Source organism: Wenyingzhuangia sp. IMCC45574 (assembly GCF_054182685.1).
Map to the genome: position 1 here is coordinate 2,019,520 of NZ_CM135169.1, position 19,064 is coordinate 2,038,583.

Below are 19,064 nucleotides of genomic sequence, written 5' to 3' on the forward strand. Positions count from 1 at the left end.
CAGTTGGCAAAACTACTATTTTTTGCTTTGTTCAACAATAAAATCACCTGTATTATGAATACCACTAAGATCTCCGTTAAAAGTTTTGTTAAGATTATAAGTATTATCCTTATAGCTTTAAGTTTTGGTTCGTGTGCTTTCTATCAGGATTACACGTATACAGATGGTATTTATGAGGATGAAGTACGAAAAGAGAAAAAACAACCTAGATATAATAAAAAATATTATCAAGACTACTTCTCTTCTATACAAATAGACACCACTCCTTTATATATACCTGGAAGATATACTTATGGAGGTATTCAAGAGGAAGACACTATAATCGTAAGAAATATAGCCCCTAGACACCACCAAGAAATAAACATCTACACCAATACATATAATGACAACTATAGAAGTGGATGGAACGATCCTTTCTGGTATAATGATTGGAGATGGAATAGGAATGCTCGTTGGAGTGTTGGCTTTGGATGGAACAACTGGGGATGGGGCTACAATAACTTTTACGACCCTTACTGGAACTGGAATAATGGCTGGAATAATTGGGGGTGGAACAACTGGGGGTGGAATAATGGATTTTACAACTCTTACCCTTATAACAACAGACCTGTAGTAAGAAACAACAGAGGAAACAGAAACTATTATTCTCTACCTAAAACTTACTCCAAAAGAAACAATAGCAATAGCTATAGAAGTAGTCAAAGAAACAGTTACAGATTAAGTAATTCCAATACAAGAAACTATCACAATAACAACAACACAACAAATACAACACAAAAATATCGTACTTATAGAAGAAGCTCTTCAAGCAACAACACTAGCAATTACGATTCGTCTAATAGCAGAAGCTCTAGAAGTTATCAACCTAGCAGCAGCAGCAGCAGTAGCTCTAGCTCTTCTAAAAGATATAACAATTCAAGCTCCTCTTCAAGCAACAGCAGATCCAGCTCAAAAAGATCTAATTCAAATAGCTACAGAAGGAGATAATTAAAACATACAATCATGAAAAAAATTATACACTTATTAATAGCAGGTTTATTAACGAGTACGGTTAGTATTGCTCAAGATCAACCTGCATACGGGTTAAACTACACCGATTTAGGAGTTTTATTTTCGGATGAAAATCCACTTGGAACTTCACGATTTTCGGCATTAAACGGAGCAATGGGAGCTGTAGGAGGAGATTTAAGTGCAATTAATGTAAACCCAGCAGGTGCAGCTGTTTTTAATAGCGGTGAATTCAATTTTACTTTAGGTGTTAATAACTACGACAATCAAAGTAATTACTACAATTCTAAAACAAATAATACTTCTAGCGTTTTTAATTTTGAACAAATTGGTGTTGTTTTCGTTTTTAAAGACCAGTACTCTAATAACGGCTGGAATAAAATTAGTTTTTCGGCAAACTATCAGCTTACCAACAAGTTTGATAAAAGCGACATCTACCGAGGTAACAGTGGATACGGAAGCTTTATAACACATCCTAACGACGATGCATCCAATCTTTACGACAATGCTCAAAGTCAGCAATTGTATAATTTTTACGAAGGAGAAACTTCTAAACTTAGCTTTACTCTGGCTGGTGAATTTAATAAAAAATTATACCTGGGAGGTAGTTTAAATTTTCACAGTATAGATTTTTTTCAATCTTCTAAACTAGATGAAATCAGTACAGATGATACTGGCAACACATTGGCCACATCTGTTTTAAATGACAACAGACAAAACTCAGAAGGTTTTTCACTTACCACAGGTATTATATACAAACCTAACTCAACTATTAGACTTGGATTTTCAGCAGAAACTCCAACATGGTTTTACAATGTAACAGAAGAATACTTTTATGTAGAAGAATTCCTAGACAACGAAAAAGGAGTTGGATTTACGAACTCATCTCCAATTGACAGTTTTTACGAGTATAGACTAAGAACTCCTGGAAAAATAACAGTAAGTTCTGCATTTGTTATCGGAAAAAGAGGTTTTATTAATATTGATTACAACAGAAAAGGATACAAAGCCCTTAATCTTTCTGGAGAAGATGAGTTTGTAGAGGACAATCAATACTACAAAGACGTACTTAAAAACACCAACAACGTAAATATTGGAGCTGAATTTAAATTAGGAAATATTAGTGTAAGAGGAGGTGCTGGATTCCAAGAATCACCATTTAAAGATAGTGTAGACCCTAGAACTATTGATGTTGTTAAAACAGGGGACAGAATCTCTGCCTCTTTAGGTATTGGAGCTCGTTTTGGAAACTCTAAAATAGACCTTGCTTATAGAATGAGTGAACAAACCAATGAATTTGACTTTAACGATGCGAACCAAGCTAGTTTTATAAGAGACAATCCTGGACAATACCTAGGTGCAACTAAAATAGAAAACAACAACTCCTCTTTTGGAATTACCTACACTTATCTTTTCTAACAAGTGTTAAGAGTTATTCTTAACAACGTATTATCATACTTTTCTATGAAAGGATTTAAAATTAAATAACCTACTTTTGTGAGGTATATAAGAGACATGAACATGCATAAAATAAGTATAGAAGGAACTAACAACCCGTCAATCATTAAGTTTGTTAGTAATGAACAAGTAACCACAGGAGGTAGCTATCAATTTAACAATATAGAAGAAGCTAAGGAGTCCCCTATATCTCAACAATTATTTAAACTTCCTTTTATAAGTAAAGTATTTATTAGCGCAAACTTTATTGCTATTGAAAAATACGACATTATTAAATGGTCAGACATTCAAGAAGAAATTAGAGAACTAATAGAAATCTATTTAAACGAAGGTAACACAATTGTTACTGAAAATGCCGAAACAAAAAAGAAGGTAATAGAAATATACGCAGAGAGTACACCAAACCCAAAAGTAATGAAGTTTGGATGTAACAAAATGCTAACACCAGACGATAACGAATATAAATCTGCAGAAGAGACAAAAAATTCTCCTTTAGCACAGGTTTTATTTGAATTCCCTTTTGTTGAAGAGGTATATATTTCGGAAAATTATGTTTCTATCACCAAAAACGATTTAATTGAATGGCCAGAAATTATTAGTCAACTAAGAACTTTCTTAAAAGAATATTTTGAATCGGATAAATTGGTTATTGACACGACTATAGAAAAACCTAAAGTTGAAATAGAAGCAGTACCAATGGAAAACCTAGAAGGTACTCCTTTAGAAATTGCCAAAATTTTAGACGAATATGTAAAACCTGCAGTTGCTAACGATGGTGGAAATATTGTTTTTAGAGCTTACGACGAAGAAACTAAAGATGTACATGTAATTTTACAAGGTGCTTGTAGCGGTTGTCCTTCTTCTACTATTACCTTAAAGAACGGTATAGAAACCATGTTAAAAGAGATGCTACCTAACAAAATAAACAACGTAGTTGCTGTAAACGGATAAAACATGTCTAAAACAATTAAGCCCTACAAAGACTCAGATGCTACTAAAAAGGCTCAAGTAGCTAATATGTTCGACAAGATATCCGAAAACTACGATGGTCTAAATCGTGTTATTACGTTTGGTATCGATGTGAAATGGAGAAAAAAAGTAGTAGCGATGGTAAAAGCTACTCAACCAAAAAAGATATTAGATATAGCCACTGGAACGGGTGATTTGGCGATTATGCAAAGCCAAGAAATTCCTGATGCTAAAATTATAGGTCTAGATATTTCTGCTGGTATGCTAGAAATAGGGAAACAAAAAATTAATTCACTAGGATTATCTGATTCTATAGAAATGGTCTTAGGAGATTCTGAGAACATTCCCTATGAAGACAATTATTTTGACGCTATTACTGTATCATATGGTGTAAGGAATTTTGAAAACCTTAACAAAGGTTTAACAGAGATACATAGAGTACTGAAACCCGGAGGAACTTTTGTTATTCTAGAAACCTCAGTACCAACAAAATTCCCTTTTAAACAAGGATATTTATTTCATAGTAAAGTAATATTACCTTTTGTTGGACGTTTGTTCTCTAAAGACAAAAAAGCATACAAATATCTATCAGATTCAGCCAATTCGTTCCCATACGGAGAGAAGTTTAAATTAATCTTAAAATCTAACGGATACGTAAATGTTGATGATTTTATTGTTACATTTGGAGTATCTACAATATATAAAGCTAATAAATAATGGTAAGAGTTGTTATTTTCTTTTTCTTCTTAGTTAGTACAGTCTCATATTCTCAGAGAGAAAAAATAAGTAGGCTACAGCATTTTGATAGAAGCAAAGTTCGTTATGGATTTTATCTTGGTATAAATCATTCTGGATACAGAACTTCTCAAAATAGTAAATCTACAATAACAGGGGGCTCAGGATTTCAATTAGGTGTTCTTGCTGACTTAAACTTAAACAACAATATAAGCATAATAGCAGAGCCTGGTGTTATGAGCACAAGAGCTACACTTGAATTTTCTGACGGAGAAAGTTTAAACTTAAATAACACTTACTTTAGAGTTCCAATTTCATTAAAACTTACTACAGATAGAATTAATAATTTCAGAACATTTGCAACTGGAGGACTAGCATTTAACTATAATTTTAGTGCTGATGAAAATCTAAACATAGACAAAGAAGACTATGCTTTTTCACTTGCCAAGAACACAATAACTGCAGAAATATCTGTTGGATTTAACTTTTACTTTCCTTTTTTCAAATTCTCTCCCTCAATTAGAGGTATCTATGGAATAAATAATGAATTCGAAGGAATAGGTTCAATAGCTAAATCATCTGGGCCTGCTTTATTAAACCAAAGAGCTATATTTTTAAACCTTACATTTCAATAGAAAACTCGGTTCGTCTAAACTCTCCTAATATGATAGATGTGGCAGTTGCAACATTTAGACTTTCTGTTAGTTGACTTGAACCAAATCTTGGAATTGTAATTTTGTTATTTTTTGCAACTTTTTTAACTTGATTACTAACTCCATTCGCTTCATTACCCATAACAATTATAGCATCATTGGGTAATTTCGTTGTATAAATATTACTCCCTTTCATATCAGAAACTAAAATAGGCTGCGTTACTTTCTTTAAATAAGCAGTTAAATCAGTATACACTACATTAACCCTTGTAAGTGACCCCATAGTAGACTGAACCACTTTGGAATTGTAACAATCCACAGTATCAGAACTACAGATCAACTCCTCAACACCAAACCAATCACACAACCTTATTATTGTCCCCAAATTACCGGGATCATTAATACCATCTAAAGCAATCTTTAACTTACCACTTTCTTCAGTAAAATGTTGTTCAGGAATTTTAAACACAGCTAGTACTTTGTTTGGAGACCTTAAAGAACTTATTTTTTTCAACTCCAAAACATTAACCTCCTCAGTCACATTCTTACCGTACTTAGTAGCTATATCTTCTAAACAAAAAAGCATTTGTAATTCAAAATTAGAATTTAAGAACTCATCTACAACCTTTACCCCTTCTACCACAAAAAGCCCCTCTTTAACACGGTATTTTTTTTGCTGTAAACTAGAAACTAATTTTATTTGATTTTTGGAAATTGACATAACTACTATATTAAATTCCAAAATTAGTATTTAAATTTAAGAAGCTTGAATTTTAAATTCATTTAATGCTTATTTTTGAACGATATAATTTCCTTTGATTGAAAACATTTAAAAACAAAATTCTTACAGTAGTTACTCTGCTAATACTTACTGCCTGCAACACCGCAAAGTATGTTAACGAGAATGAGTATTTACTAAAAAATAGCTCTATCAAAATTGATGGTAAAAAAACCACCAATCCGGAAATCACATCATACCAAATACAACGACCTAACACTACTATATTAGGCATACCTCTAGGCTTACATTTTTACAATATTGGAAACCCAAATTACGACTCTATTTACCTTCAAAAAAAATCCAAACTAGAGAAACAAAGCTCATTAATCAGTAAAATTATTTCCAAAAAACAGAGTTATAAACTAATTAATAAGAGAAAAAAATTAAACAATTGGTTCCTTACCAGAGGAGAACAACCTAGTATATTAGACGACCATAAATCTACACTAACAGCAAACAAACTAAGAACTCATTTTTTTAACAAGGGGTATTTTAACGCTACTGTTAAAACTACCACTATAAGAGATGATCAAAATGCATTAGTAACCTATAGTATAGATAAAAAGGAACCTTTTAAAATAGGAAAAATCAGCTACAATATATCTTCTCCTGTTATAGACAGCATCCTAAACAAAGACCATGTACATATTGCACTTAAAGAAGGAAAACAATACGATTTAGAAAACTTTAAAAAAACAATTACCAATATTTCTGAAACATTAAGAAATAACGGTATTTATCATTTTAGAAACGACCTAATAAGCTTTAGAGGAATAGACACTATTGCAAAAAACAACATTACTCCGGTAATTATAAATATAGAAAACCGAAAAATAAAACAGAAGAATGAGGTTTTAGAGCTACCTACCAAGCAACAAACTATTAAAAAAATTAATGTTTATACCGATTATAGTTATAACGAAAGAAACAAATCGTACAATACTAAAGAAACAAGAGATAGTATTCAGTTTTTTGCTCATTCTAAACTAAAGCACAAAACAAAAACCTTATCAAATTCCATTTTTATAAAGCCTAACGAAGTTTACAGCGACGAAAAGATAGAGCTAACTAGGCAACACTTAAGATCTCTTAATAATTTTAAGTCTGTAAAAATAAACATAAGAGAAATAGACGATGAAAATTTAGAAGCCTCTATCGTTCTAAACCCTTTAAAGAAATATGGAATTGGTATTAATACAGAAATAATACACTCTAACATTAAACAACTTGGTCTATCTGGAGGATTTAGTTTTATAAACAGAAATACTTTTGGTGGAGCAGAAATCTTTAAACTATCATTACAAGGGAGTATTTTTGACACTGCCACTAAAGTAAGTGGAGAAGAATCTACGAGCTTTGATGCATACGAAGTAGGTATTGATGCTTCTTTAGAGTTTCCTAAATTTATATTTCCATTCTTAGGAAATTTAATTCCCAGAACTATGACTCCTAAGACCAAAGTAAGTATTGGTACTAGTTTTCAAAAAAACATAGGACTGGATAAGCAAAAAATATCAGGAATTATTGACTACAACTGGAAATCATCTCGAAAAAACTCTCACACTTTCGAAATACTGAACCTTCAATTTATCAACAATCTTAACACAGAATCCTATTACAACATCTATAGTTCCGAGTTTAGAAGAGTTCAAAGCATAAAGTCCGATTTTAATCTTTTACCATCCTTTGTACTTACAACAGCAAATACAAATCGTTTTATCCAAAGCATTCCGGGATCTTTTAACACTACAAACCCAGAAGAGTTTACCACTTTAAAAAATATTGAAAAAAGAGAGGATATTATCACAAGTAACAACTTAATTCCATCTACCTCTTATTCTTTTGAACATAACAGCAGAAAAGGATTGGCCGATACTAATTACAACTTCTTTAGAACAGAAATAAGCACATCTGGTAATCTTAGCTCTTTCTTCTTCAATCAAAAGAACGGGTCACCAGTTTTTGAAGACATAGAAATTTCTCAGTTTGTAAAATTAGATATCGACTTTAGGAAATTTTGGAACACGAGCAACAACAATTCTATTGCTTTTAGAACTTTCTTAGGAGCGGCAATCCCAACGGGGAAAAATAAAGAAATACCCTTTATAACAAGTTACTTTGCCGGAGGATCTAACGATATAAGAGCATGGAAAACATACGAACTTGGACCAGGAAACTCGAACACAGGTCTTGAATTTAACATTGGTAATTTAAAATTGCTTTCTAGTTTAGAATACAGGTTTAAGGTTATTAACAGTATTCATGGTGCTCTTTTTATTGATGCTGGTAACATTTGGAACTTACCAAACACATCAACTGCAGAAGAAAAAGAAATCTTTAACAACATAAAATCTTTAGAAAATATAGCTGTTGGTAGCGGAATGGGAATTCGCTATGATTTTAACTTTTTAGTACTTCGTTTAGACTGGGCTTTTAAAACTTTTGAACCCTATTTAAAGTCTAATAGATGGTTTAGTAATTACAGAATAGCAGATTCTGTTCTTAACATCGGTATCAATTATCCTTTCTAACTCTATAACGTTTTCGTACAATATCAAGCTATTATACTCTTTCTTTCACTTAAAATTGTCTATTTTTGTTCGAGTAAATAAAACACAAATCAATTAACAATGAGTTACAATATTAAACCAGGAGTTGCAACTGGAGATGCAGTTCAAGAAATTTTTAAATTAGCAAAAGAAAAGCAATTCGCTTTACCTGCTGTTAACGTAACAGGAAACAATACTATCAACACAGTATTAGAAACTGCTAAAGAATTAAACTCACCTGTAATTATTCAGTTCTCTAACGGAGGTGCTGTTTTTAACGCTGGTAAAGGATTAGACAATACAGATCAAAAAGCTGCTATTGCTGGTGCTGTTGCTGGAGCTAAGCACGTTCACGAATTAGCTGTAGCTTACGGTGTACCTGTAATCTTACATACAGATCACGCTGCTAAGAAATTACTTCCTTGGATTGATGGTTTATTAGATGCTTCTGAAAAACATTTCGCAGAAACTGGTGCTCCTTTATTCTCTTCTCATATGATTGATTTATCTGAAGAGCCTTTAGAAGAAAACATTGCTATCTGTAAAGAGTATTTAGCTCGTATGGATAAAATGGGAATGACTTTAGAAATTGAATTAGGTATTACTGGAGGTGAAGAAGATGGTGTTGACAACTCTGATGTTGATGAATCTAAATTATACACGCAACCAGAAGAAGTAAACTACTCTTACGAGCAATTATCTGAAGTTTCTTCAAGATTTACAGTTGCTGCTGCTTTTGGAAATGTTCACGGTGTATACAAGCCAGGAAACGTAAAATTAACTCCAAAAATCTTAGACAACTCTCAAAAGTTCATCGAAGAGAAGCATGGTTTAGAGCACAACCCTATTGATTTCGTATTCCACGGAGGTTCTGGATCTTCTGTAGAAGAAATTAGAGAGGCTATCGGATACGGTGCAATTAAAATGAATATTGATACTGATTTACAGTATGCTTTTATGGAAGGAATTAGAGACTATATGGCTGATAACAAAGACTATTTAGCTTCTCAAATTGGTAACCCAACAGGTGCTGATGCTCCTAACAAGAAATATTACGACCCAAGAGTTTGGTTACGTAAAGGTGAAGCTACTTTAAAAGCTCGTTTAATTCAAGCTTTCGAAGATTTAAACAACGTAAACACTTTATAATCTCTAAAGATTTTAAAGCATTATAATTACAATAGAGAAACTGTTTTTGAATAGTTTCTCTATTTTTTTTAGTAAATTGCCCCTCTATAAAACTAATAATTATGGCAGCTTGGTTTAAAAGAAGTGATAAGGGAATTCAAACCCCTACTGAAGCAAAGAAAGATGTACCTAAAGGTCTTTGGTACAAAACACCTAGTGGAAAAATTATAGACACTGATGAATTAAAACAAAACTTATATGTTAGTCCAGAAGACGGATATCATGTAAGAATTGGTAGTAACGAATACTTTGAAATATTATTTGACGACAATAAGTTTTCTGAATTAAATGAAAACCTTACTTCTGTTGACTCATTAGAATTTCAAGACACTAAACCATACCCTGACAGAATTGAGGCTGCACAAAAGAAAACAAAATTAAAAGATGCTGTTAGAACAGCTGTTGGTAATTCTTTAGGAAAACCACTAGTTATAGCAGCAATGGATTTTGCATTTATTGGTGGATCTATGGGATCTGTGGTAGGAGAAAAAATTGCTAGAGCAATAGATTATGCAAGAGAGAACAAAGTTCCTTTCTTAATGATCTCAAAATCTGGTGGTGCACGTATGCAAGAGGCTCCATTATCTTTAATGCAATTGGTTAAAACATCTGCTAAGCTAACTCAATTGGCCGAAGCTAAAATACCATATATCTCTTTATGTACCGATCCTACTACCGGAGGTACAACTGCCTCTTACGCAATGCTAGGAGACATTAACATTGCAGAACCTAATGCTTTAGTTGCCTTTGCAGGACCTAGAGTTGTAAGAGACACTACTGGACAAGATTTACCAGAAGGTTTTCAACGTTCAGAATTCTTATTAGAACACGGGTTCTTAGACGCTATTTACGAGCGTAAAAACTTAAAGAAACAAATCAACCTATACTTAGATTTAATTCAAAACAGCAAGGTTAGAACAGAAGAAGCTTAAGTTTAGCTAACAAATTCATATAAATAAAAACGAAGTAGTTAAACAACTACTTCGTTTTTTTTATGCTAAAAAAAATCCTGTTCTATTTAGAACAGGATTTTTTGTTTGATATCTTTTTAAAATAAGAACTAAGCTCTATCTTCAATAGAAGCATAAGGTCTTAATGTTTCTCCAACATATAACTGACGTGGACGACCAATTGGTTCTTTATTCTCTCTCATTTCTTTCCACTGAGCAATCCAACCTGGTAAACGTCCCATTGCAAACAACACTGTAAACATCTCTACAGGGATCCCTAAGGCTCTATATATAATACCAGAGTAGAAATCTACATTTGGATATAAGTTTCTTGATTTAAAGTACTCATCACTCAATGCAGCCTCAGATAATCCTCTCGCAATATCTAATACCGGATCCTGAATACCTAAGTCAGCTAACACCTCTTCTGCAGCAACCTTAATAATCTTTGCTCTTGGATCAAAATTCTTATAAACTCTATGCCCGAATCCCATTAAACGGAATGGATCTGATTTATCTTTTGCTTTTGCAATATACTTCTCAAAATCTCCACCGTCTTTTTTAATGTCTTCCAACATTTCAATTACTGCCTGGTTTGCACCACCGTGTAAAGGCCCCCATAAAGCAGAGATTCCTGCAGAAATAGAAGCAAATAAACCAGCGTGTGAAGAACCTACAATTCTTACTGTAGATGTAGAACAGTTTTGCTCATGATCTGCATGTAAGATTAATAACTTATCTAATGCATCAATTACAATCTTACTTGCTTTGTATTGTTGGTTAGGTCTTTTGAACATCATCATTGCAAAGTTCTCTTCATAACCTAAGTCTACATCACCAAAGTCTAATGGTAAACCTTTCATTTTACGCATACACCAAGAAACCAACACTGGGAACTTAGCCATCAACATTACAATTGCATGGTACATATCTTCCTCAGAATCAACCTCTACAGACTTTGGACTAAAACCAATTAATGCACTAGTTAAAGAAGCAAGGACCCCCATTGGGTGTGCATTCTTTGGAAATGCATCTAAAATTTTATGTACATCTTCATCTACTAAAGACTCATCTTTAATATCCTTCTCAAATTTATCTAACTGAGCTTGAGTTGGTAATTCTCCAAAAATCAACAAATAAGAAACCTCTAGGAATGATGCCTTCTCTGCTAAATCCTCAATAGCATACCCTCTGTAACGTAATATTCCTTCTTCACCATCTAAAAAAGTAATAGCACTTTTACAAGAACCCGTATTTTTAAACCCAGGGTCGATTGTAGTCACACCTCCTGTAGCTGCTCTAAGTTGTTTAACATCAATCGCCATTTCATTTTCTGAACCTACTTCTACAGGAAGTTCATACTTCTTTCCGTCTATTTCTAATACTGCTGTTTTTGACATGTTGTTATTTAATATTACCTGTTAATTTTTCGAGTTCCACAAAACTACAAATATTTAAGTATTCTCAAAACATTTAAATACTTAAATAACCTACGTAAATATACGTAAAAAAAATTATTAAACACATTCGAAAAAACAACACAAATTTTAAACTCATACATAGTATAGATACTAAAAAAACATAAACACCATTAATAAAAACACATAGCAATCTGATTGCCACATAGTTAAAAAACAAAACCACCGACTGAACAGCGTAACTTTTTTTCGTTTTTTCTTTTTAAAATTGCAATAGTATTTTACTTTTGTTCGCCTATAAGCTAGACCACAAAAACAAACATTAAAATGGCATTAAATAAATATAGCAAAAAGATTACGCAAAATCCATCACAACCTGCTTCTCAAGCAATGTTGTATGCTACAGGTTTTTCTGATGAGGATATGAATTTACCTCAAATCGCTATTGGTAGCACAGGATACGATGGTAACCCTTGTAATATGCACTTGAATGGATTGGCTCAAGAGATTAAAACTCACACGAGACCAAATGGAATGATTGGACTTACTTTTGGTACCATTGGAGTTTCTGACGGTATCTCTATGGGAACATCTGGAATGAATTACTCTTTAGCATCTAGAGATATTATTGCAGATTCTATGGAAACTGTAGTAAACGGAATGTCTTATGATGGATTGATAGGTGTTGTTGGATGTGATAAAAACATGCCCGGTGCTATTATTGCAATGCTACGTTTAAACAGACCTGCTATTATGGTTTACGGTGGTAGTGTTGCTTCTGGAAAATACAAAGGAAGAAAATTAAATATTGTATCTGCTTTTGAAGCTTTAGGACAAAAGGTTGCTGGAGAAATTGACGAAGCTGAATACAAAGAAATTATAAAAAGATCTATCCCAGGAGCGGGTGCTTGTGGAGGTATGTATACTGCTAACACCATGGCATCTTCTATTGAATGTATGGGATTGGCTCTACCTTACAACTCTTCTATTCCTGCAGAAAATCCTAATAAATTATCCGAAGCAGAAAGAACTGCCGAGGCAATGAAAAACTTATTAGAATTAGATTTAAAACCAAGAGATATTGTAACTAAAAAGTCAATTGAAAATGCGATTACTTTAGTAAATGCTTTAGGTGGATCTACAAATGCTGTATTACACTATTTAGCAATTGCATATGCAGCAGATATTGAATTTACTTTAGAGGATTTCCAAAGAATTAGTGATAAAACTCCATTAATTGGAGATTTAAAACCTTCTGGAAAATACCTTATGGAAGATGTACACGGAATTGGTGGTACACCTGCTATTATGAAATACTTGTTAAACGAAGGTTTCTTACACGGTGATTGTATGACAATTACAGGAAAGACATTGGCAGAGAACTTAGCGGATGTTGAAGCAATTGAATTTGAAAAACAAGATTTATTATACACTACAGACAAAGCTTTAAAATCATCTGGTAACTTACAGATTTTATACGGAAACCTTGCTGAAAAAGGTGCTGTAGCTAAGATCTCTGGAAAAGAAGGATTGGTTTTCGAAGGAAAAGCTGTTGTATATAACAGTGAGCAAGAAGCAAATGATGGAATCTCAAACGGAGAAGTAGAGAGAGGAAACGTCGTCGTTATTCGTTATGTTGGACCTAAAGGTGGACCTGGTATGCCAGAAATGCTAAAACCAACATCTTTAATTATGGGAGCTGGTTTAGGGAAATCGGTTGCTTTAATTACTGACGGACGTTTTTCTGGAGGAACTCACGGGTTTGTTGTTGGGCACATAACGCCAGAGGCACAAAGTGGGGGAACAATTGCCCTAGCTAAAACTGGAGATATTATTACAATTAGTGCCGAAGATAATTCGATAACTTTAAATGTTTCTGAAGAGGAATTGGCAGAGCGTAAAGCAAATTGGCAAGCTCCTGCTTTAAAACATACTAAAGGAATCTTATTTAAATACGCTAAGTCGGTAGCATCTGCATCAGAAGGATGTGTTACTGACAAGTACTAAAAAGTACTTGTCGCATTAAGCTTTACGCTATATGCTACAGACCATTTAAATAACAAAAACGCCTAAAGCTTATTGCTTAAGGCTTAAAGAAAGCGAATAAATATGAGCTTAAATACAGAAAAAATAACTGGTGCCGAAGCGGTAGTTAAATGTTTAATTGCCGAAGGTTCTGAATTGGCTTATGGTTACCCTGGTGGTGCCATTATGCCTATTTATGATGAATTATATAAATACCAAGATAAATTTCACCATGTTTTAACAAGACATGAGCAAGGTGCTGTTCACGCTGCACAAGGGTATGCTAGAACTTCTGGTAAAGTTGGTGTAGCCATGGCCACATCCGGACCAGGAGCTACTAACTTAATAACGGGTATTGCCGATGCGCAAATAGACTCAACACCTCTAGTTTGTATTACCGGACAAGTTGCTTCGCATTTATTAGGTACAGATGCTTTTCAAGAAACAGATGTAATTAGTATTTCATCACCAGTAACCAAATGGAATGTTCAGGTAACTAAAGCCGAAGATATTCCAGAAGCTATAGCCAAAGCATTTTACATTGCTAAATCTGGAAGACCAGGACCTGTAGTTATTGATATTACAAAAGATGCACAACAGTCTACTTTTGATTACAAGGGATACGAAAAGTGCACAGGTGTACGTAGTTACAAACCTGTACCAGATACAGATATTGAGCAAGTAAAAGCTGCTGCTGAACTTATAAACAGTGCTAAAAAACCAATGATTGTTTTTGGGCAAGGTGTTATTTTAGGGGAAGCAGAAGCAGAATTTAAGGCATTTATTGAAAAAGCAGGAATTCCATCTGCTTGGACCGTTTTAGGTTTGTCAGCACTAGAAACTAGCCACCCTTTAAATGTAGGAATGGTTGGTATGCACGGACACTATGGTCCTAACAAATTAACCAATGAATGTGATGTGCTAATTGCTATTGGGATGCGTTTTGACGACCGTGTAACTGGAAACTTAAGTACCTATGCAAAACAAGCCAAGGTGGTTCACTTTGAAATAGATCCAGCAGAAATTGACAAAAACGTTAAAACCGATGCTGCCGTTTTAGGAGATGCTAAAGATATTTTAACTAAAATTCTTCCTTTCATTGATGAGAAATCTCACACGGAATGGTTACAAGAATTTAGAGACTACGATAAGATTGAATACGACAAAGTAATCAATGCTCAGCTTAACCCTACAAAAGAAGGGTTAACTATGGGAGAAGTTTTACAAGGTATTAACAAAGCAACTAACGATGATGCTGTTATTGTATCTGATGTGGGACAACACCAAATGATGTCTGTACGTTATGCTAACTTTAGTCAAACTAGAAGTAATGTAACTTCTGGTGGTTTGGGAACTATGGGATTTGCATTACCTGCGGCTATTGGTGCTAAAATGGGTGCAATGCACAGACATGTTGTTGCAGTTATTGGAGACGGTGGATACCAAATGACTTGTCAAGAATTGGGAACTATTTTGCAAACAAAAGTACCTGTAAAAATTGTGGTGTTGAATAACGAGTTCTTAGGAATGGTTCGTCAATGGCAACAATTATTTTTCGACAAACGTTATGCTTCTACAGAAATGACAAACCCTAACTTTATTAAGTTGGCAGAAGCTTACGATATTAAAGCAAAAAGAGTAACCTCTAGAGACGACCTACAAGGAGCTATAGACGAAATGATTGCTCACGAAGATGCTTATTTCTTAGAAGTTTGTGTAGAAAAAGAAGGGAACGTATTCCCTATGGTACCAACAGGTGCTAGTGTATCAGATGTAAGACTTGAGTAGTAATTAAAATCTTAAATTAAAAATCATGGAAACTAATACGTATACCATATCCATATACACAGAAAACAATTTAGGGTTGTTAAATAGAATTTCTACTCTTTTTGTTAAAAGACATATTAATATAGAAAGCTTAACAGTTTCTGCTTCAGAAATAGATAATGTATCTAGATTCATTATTGTAGTAAATATGACTGAAGTTGGTGTAAAGAAAATCATTGGACAAATAGAAAAGCAAATTGAAGTAATCAAAGCTTTCTATCATACAGACGATGAAATTATATTTAACCAAACAGCAATGTTTAAGTTCCGTTCTGATTTGTTATTTGATGAACCACAAATTCAAAATATCATTAAGGAAAACAACATGAACATTGTTACGGTAAACAAAACTTTCTTTATTGTAGAGAAAGCAGGACGTCAGAATGAGATTGATGCTTTGTATGAAAAATTTAAACCTTTTGGAATTGCTCAGTTCGTTCGTTCTGGTAAAATAGCAATCTCAAAAGAAGCAATGAATATTCGTCAAATTTTAAGCGATTTTAATCAATAAAAAATCACTAAATTTGGCACGAATTTAAACTGAGTTTATGGAGGTTAATCCCCACAAACTCAGTTTTGATTATATAACAACGTAAAAATTTAGAATAAAAATAAACGCAAAATGGCAAATTATTTTAACACACTTTCTTTAAGAGAGCAATTAGAGCAACTTGGACAGTGTGAATTTATGGACAGAAGTGAGTTCAGTAATGGTGTGGAAGCTTTAAAAGGTAAAAAAATTGTAATCGTAGGATGTGGAGCTCAAGGATTAAACCAAGGGTTAAACATGCGTGATTCTGGTTTAGATGTATCTTATACTTTAAGACCAGCTGCAATTGCAGAGAAGAGACAATCTTACTTAAACGCAACTGAAAATAACTTTGCTGTAGGAACTTACGAAGAAATGATCCCTACTGCAGATTTATTAATCAACTTAACTCCAGATAAACAACACACAAACGTTGTTACTGCTGTTATGCCTTTAATGAAAAAAGGATCTTGTTTATCTTATTCTCACGGTTTCAACATTGTAGAAGAAGGAATGCAAATTCGTGAAGATTTAACTGTAATTATGGTAGCTCCTAAGTCACCAGGTTCTGAAGTTCGTGAAGAGTTTAAGAGAGGATTTGGAGTACCTACTTTAATTGCTGTACACCCTGAGAACGATCCAGAAGGTAAAGGATGGGATTACGCAAAAGCGTATGCTGTTGGAACAGGAGGACACACTGCTGGTGTATTAAAATCTTCTTTTGTTGCAGAAGTTAAGTCTGACTTAATGGGAGAGCAAACAATCTTATGTGGATTATTACAAACAGGATCTATCTTATGTTTCGACAAAATGGTAGCTGAAGGTATTGATGCTGGATATGCTTCTAAATTAATCCAATACGGATGGGAAACTATTACTGAAGGTTTAAAATACGGAGGTATTACAAACATGATGGATAGATTATCTAACCCTGCTAAAATTGCTGCTTTTAAAGCTTCTGAAGAGTTAAAAGAAATCATGAGACCATTATTCCAAAAGCACATGGATGATATTATCTCTGGACACTTCTCTAAGACAATGATGGAAGACTGGGCTAATGATGATATTAACTTATTAACTTGGAGAGCTGCTACAGGAGAAACTAATTTTGAAAAAACTCCTGCTGGAGATTTCGAAATTTCTGAGCAAGAATACTACGACAATGGTACCTTAATGGTTGCTATGGTTAAAGCTGGTGTTGAATTGGCTTTTGAAGCAATGGTTGACTCTGGAATTATTGACGAATCTGCATACTACGAATCTTTACACGAGACTCCATTAATCGCTAACACAATTGCACGTAAGAAATTGTTCGAAATGAACCGTGTAATTTCTGATACTGCTGAGTATGGATGTTACTTATTTGACCACGCTTGTAAGCCGTTAATCGCAGAGTACGTTAAAAACGCTCCTAGCAACTTAATTGGTAGACCATTTGGTGCTGCTAACAATGGTGTTGATAACGCTGAATTAATTGCTGTTAACAGAGTAATTCGTGAGCACGATGTAGAAGCTATTGGTGAAGAGTTACGTGAAGCAATGACTGCAATGAAAAAAATCGTTTAATTTTAAAAAACGAATTTCAATACATCAAAAGCCATTGCAATCTTGCAATGGCTTTTCTTATTTTATTGAGCAACATCTCGACTCCGCTCGATGACCTAAATTAAGGTGTTCGAGCGGAGTCCAGAACCAATGCATAAACACAATATTAAAACATGGTTACTTTAGAATCTATCATAAAAGCACAAATGAATATCAAAGGGATTGTACAATCAACACCTTTGTTACAAGTTGACAACTACTCAAAAGACTTTGGAGCTAATATTAGCTTTAAAAGAGAGGACTTACAAATTGTACGATCTTATAAAATTCGAGGGGCTTACAATAGAATTAAAAACTTAAGTAAACAAGAACTAGAAAACGGTGTTGTGTGTGCCAGTGCAGGGAACCATGCTCAAGGAGTTGCTTTTGCATGTAAAGCGTTAAAGGTTAAGGGAACTATTTTTATGCCTATTACAACCCCAAAGCAAAAAGTTTCTCAGGTAAAAATGTTTGGAGGTGATTATACAACCATAGAATTAATTGGAGATACATTTGATGAAAGCTCTAACGCCGCAGAAGAATATCAATTAAAAACCAATGCCACCTATGTTCATCCTTTTAACGATTGGGACGTAATGTCTGGACAAGGAACGGTTGCTTTAGAAATTTTAGAATCGGCTACAGAACCTATAGACTATTTGTTTTTACCTATTGGTGGTGGTGGACTGGCCTCTGGAGTTATTACTGTTTTTAAAAACCTAAGTCCAAACACTAAAATTATAGGCTTAGAGCCTAAAGGAGCAGCTTCGCTAACTACCTCTATAGAAAAGGGCGAAAACACTAAAATAGAAGACATAGACAAGTTTGTAGATGGAGCAGCAGTACAAAAAATGGGAGACAATACCTTTCCTATTTGTAGAGACTATCTATATAAAACTGCCTTAATTGATGAAGGACATATTTGTAGAACCATCTTAAAACTATACAACGAAAATGCCATTGTTGCAGAACCTGCAGGAGTACTATCTGTAGCTGCTTTAGATCTTTTTACTGATGAAATTAAAGGGAAAAATGTAGTTTGTATTCTAAGCGGTGGTAACAACGACATTACTCGAATGGAAGAAATGAAAGAACGAGCTTTACTCTATGATGGATTAAAGCACTATTTTATTGTAACTTTTCCACAAAGAGCTGGGGCTTTAAAAGAATTTGTTGGAGAAGTACTCTCTAACACAGACGACATTGTACATTTTGAATACACCAAAAAGAACAGTCGTAGTACAGCCTCTGCTGTTGTTGGGATAGAATTAAAAAACAAAGAAGATTTTCTACCTCTCCTTTCTAGAATGAAAGAAAAAGGATTTTACGGAGATTATTTAAATGAAAAACCTGAACTATTCAACCATTTGATATAATAGAAAAAACGCTT

15 protein-coding genes are annotated in these 19,064 nt (G+C 33.8%); 13 read left to right on the forward strand and 2 right to left on the reverse strand.

Annotation, left to right across the window (positions count from 1 at the left end; all coding sequences use genetic code 11):
• The first annotated feature begins 54 nt into the window (after positions 1-54).
• The 5 genes from ACXHHC_RS08655 (at position 55) to porT (ending at position 4,805) form a co-directional block, all read left to right on the forward strand.
• Positions 55-987 (forward strand): hypothetical protein, encoded by a 933-nt coding sequence (locus tag ACXHHC_RS08655; RefSeq protein WP_458225968.1) that lies wholly within the window; start codon positions 55-57, stop codon positions 985-987.
• Between the two features lie 15 nt (positions 988-1,002).
• Positions 1,003-2,427 carry an OmpP1/FadL family transporter gene (locus ACXHHC_RS08660; RefSeq protein WP_458225969.1) on the forward strand — a complete coding sequence of 475 codons (1,425 nt, stop codon included), beginning with the start codon at positions 1,003-1,005 and terminating at the stop codon, positions 2,425-2,427.
• Between the two features lie 96 nt (positions 2,428-2,523).
• The gene (locus tag ACXHHC_RS08665; RefSeq protein ID WP_458229242.1) at positions 2,524-3,417 is read left to right on the forward strand and encodes a NifU family protein; all 894 of its coding nucleotides are present in this window, start codon (positions 2,524-2,526) and stop codon (positions 3,415-3,417) included.
• A gap of 3 nt (positions 3,418-3,420) precedes the next feature.
• Complete coding sequence (ubiE, locus tag ACXHHC_RS08670; protein ID WP_458225970.1) at positions 3,421-4,152, forward strand: bifunctional demethylmenaquinone methyltransferase/2-methoxy-6-polyprenyl-1,4-benzoquinol methylase UbiE; 732 nt, start codon at positions 3,421-3,423, stop codon at positions 4,150-4,152.
• Positions 4,152-4,805 (forward strand): type IX secretion/gliding motility protein PorT/SprT, encoded by a 654-nt coding sequence (porT, locus tag ACXHHC_RS08675; RefSeq protein ID WP_458225971.1) that lies wholly within the window; start codon positions 4,152-4,154, stop codon positions 4,803-4,805. Before ubiE ends, porT begins: the two co-directional genes overlap by 1 nt.
• Here the strand turns inward: porT and ACXHHC_RS08680 are convergent.
• The gene (locus ACXHHC_RS08680; protein ID WP_458225972.1) at positions 4,792-5,544 is read right to left on the reverse strand and encodes a TrmH family RNA methyltransferase; all 753 of its coding nucleotides are present in this window, start codon (positions 5,542-5,544) and stop codon (positions 4,792-4,794) included. The genes porT and ACXHHC_RS08680 overlap by 14 nt on opposite strands.
• Before the next feature lie 98 nt (positions 5,545-5,642).
• Here ACXHHC_RS08680 and tamL point away from each other — a divergent pair, with 98 nt between their 5' ends.
• From tamL to accD, 3 genes are all read left to right on the forward strand, one after another.
• A complete protein-coding gene (gene tamL / locus ACXHHC_RS08685) occupies positions 5,643-8,135 on the forward strand; it encodes a translocation and assembly module lipoprotein TamL (RefSeq protein ID WP_458225973.1) in 2,493 nt (830 codons plus the stop codon).
• Between the two features lie 99 nt (positions 8,136-8,234).
• A complete protein-coding gene (gene fbaA / locus ACXHHC_RS08690) occupies positions 8,235-9,302 on the forward strand; it encodes a class II fructose-bisphosphate aldolase (protein WP_458225974.1) in 1,068 nt (355 codons plus the stop codon).
• Between the two features lie 101 nt (positions 9,303-9,403).
• Positions 9,404-10,273 (forward strand): acetyl-CoA carboxylase, carboxyltransferase subunit beta, encoded by an 870-nt coding sequence (gene accD / locus ACXHHC_RS08695; RefSeq protein WP_458225975.1) that lies wholly within the window; start codon positions 9,404-9,406, stop codon positions 10,271-10,273.
• A 128-nt stretch (positions 10,274-10,401) separates the two neighbouring features.
• Here the strand turns inward: accD and ACXHHC_RS08700 are convergent, their stop codons facing one another.
• Positions 10,402-11,691 (reverse strand): citrate synthase, encoded by a 1,290-nt coding sequence (locus tag ACXHHC_RS08700; RefSeq protein WP_458225976.1) that lies wholly within the window; start codon positions 11,689-11,691, stop codon positions 10,402-10,404.
• A 345-nt stretch (positions 11,692-12,036) separates the two neighbouring features.
• On the opposite strand from ACXHHC_RS08700, the gene ilvD reads away from it, so the two are divergent.
• The 5 genes from ilvD (at position 12,037) to ilvA (ending at position 19,050) form a co-directional block, all read left to right on the forward strand.
• Entirely contained in the window at positions 12,037-13,716 is a 1,680-nt protein-coding gene (gene ilvD / locus ACXHHC_RS08705) for a dihydroxy-acid dehydratase (protein ID WP_458225977.1), read from the forward strand.
• 102 nt (positions 13,717-13,818) lie between these two features.
• Positions 13,819-15,522, forward strand: coding sequence for a biosynthetic-type acetolactate synthase large subunit (gene ilvB / locus ACXHHC_RS08710; protein ID WP_458225978.1), 1,704 nt, complete (start codon positions 13,819-13,821; stop codon positions 15,520-15,522).
• 25 nt (positions 15,523-15,547) lie between these two features.
• Positions 15,548-16,072, forward strand: coding sequence for an acetolactate synthase small subunit (gene ilvN / locus ACXHHC_RS08715; protein ID WP_458225979.1), 525 nt, complete (start codon positions 15,548-15,550; stop codon positions 16,070-16,072).
• 111 nt (positions 16,073-16,183) lie between these two features.
• Positions 16,184-17,656: a ketol-acid reductoisomerase gene (gene ilvC, locus ACXHHC_RS08720; RefSeq protein ID WP_458225980.1), complete on the forward strand. Its 1,473-nt coding sequence runs from the start codon at positions 16,184-16,186 to the stop codon at positions 17,654-17,656.
• A 152-nt stretch (positions 17,657-17,808) separates the two neighbouring features.
• Positions 17,809-19,050: a threonine ammonia-lyase IlvA gene (ilvA, locus tag ACXHHC_RS08725; protein ID WP_458225981.1), complete on the forward strand. Its 1,242-nt coding sequence runs from the start codon at positions 17,809-17,811 to the stop codon at positions 19,048-19,050.
• Positions 19,051-19,064 lie beyond the last annotated feature (14 nt).

What these genes read in the sequence shown, in the direction of transcription:
- ACXHHC_RS08655 (WP_458225968.1), top strand. Translation starts at nt 55, where the DNA reads ATGAATACCACTAAGATCTCCGTTAAAAGTTTTGTTAAGATTATAAGT.
- ACXHHC_RS08660 (WP_458225969.1), top strand. Translation starts at nt 1,003, where the DNA reads ATGAAAAAAATTATACACTTATTAATAGCAGGTTTATTAACGAGTACG.
- ACXHHC_RS08665 (WP_458229242.1), top strand. Translation starts at nt 2,524, where the DNA reads ATGAACATGCATAAAATAAGTATAGAAGGAACTAACAACCCGTCAATC.
- ubiE (WP_458225970.1), top strand. Translation starts at nt 3,421, where the DNA reads ATGTCTAAAACAATTAAGCCCTACAAAGACTCAGATGCTACTAAAAAG.
- porT (WP_458225971.1), top strand. Translation starts at nt 4,152, where the DNA reads ATGGTAAGAGTTGTTATTTTCTTTTTCTTCTTAGTTAGTACAGTCTCA.
- ACXHHC_RS08680 (WP_458225972.1), bottom strand. Translation starts at nt 5,544, where the DNA reads ATGTCAATTTCCAAAAATCAAATAAAATTAGTTTCTAGTTTACAGCAA.
- fbaA (WP_458225974.1), top strand. Translation starts at nt 8,235, where the DNA reads ATGAGTTACAATATTAAACCAGGAGTTGCAACTGGAGATGCAGTTCAA.
- accD (WP_458225975.1), top strand. Translation starts at nt 9,404, where the DNA reads ATGGCAGCTTGGTTTAAAAGAAGTGATAAGGGAATTCAAACCCCTACT.
- ACXHHC_RS08700 (WP_458225976.1), bottom strand. Translation starts at nt 11,691, where the DNA reads ATGTCAAAAACAGCAGTATTAGAAATAGACGGAAAGAAGTATGAACTT.
- ilvD (WP_458225977.1), top strand. Translation starts at nt 12,037, where the DNA reads ATGGCATTAAATAAATATAGCAAAAAGATTACGCAAAATCCATCACAA.
- ilvB (WP_458225978.1), top strand. Translation starts at nt 13,819, where the DNA reads ATGAGCTTAAATACAGAAAAAATAACTGGTGCCGAAGCGGTAGTTAAA.
- ilvN (WP_458225979.1), top strand. Translation starts at nt 15,548, where the DNA reads ATGGAAACTAATACGTATACCATATCCATATACACAGAAAACAATTTA.
- ilvC (WP_458225980.1), top strand. Translation starts at nt 16,184, where the DNA reads ATGGCAAATTATTTTAACACACTTTCTTTAAGAGAGCAATTAGAGCAA.
- ilvA (WP_458225981.1), top strand. Translation starts at nt 17,809, where the DNA reads ATGGTTACTTTAGAATCTATCATAAAAGCACAAATGAATATCAAAGGG.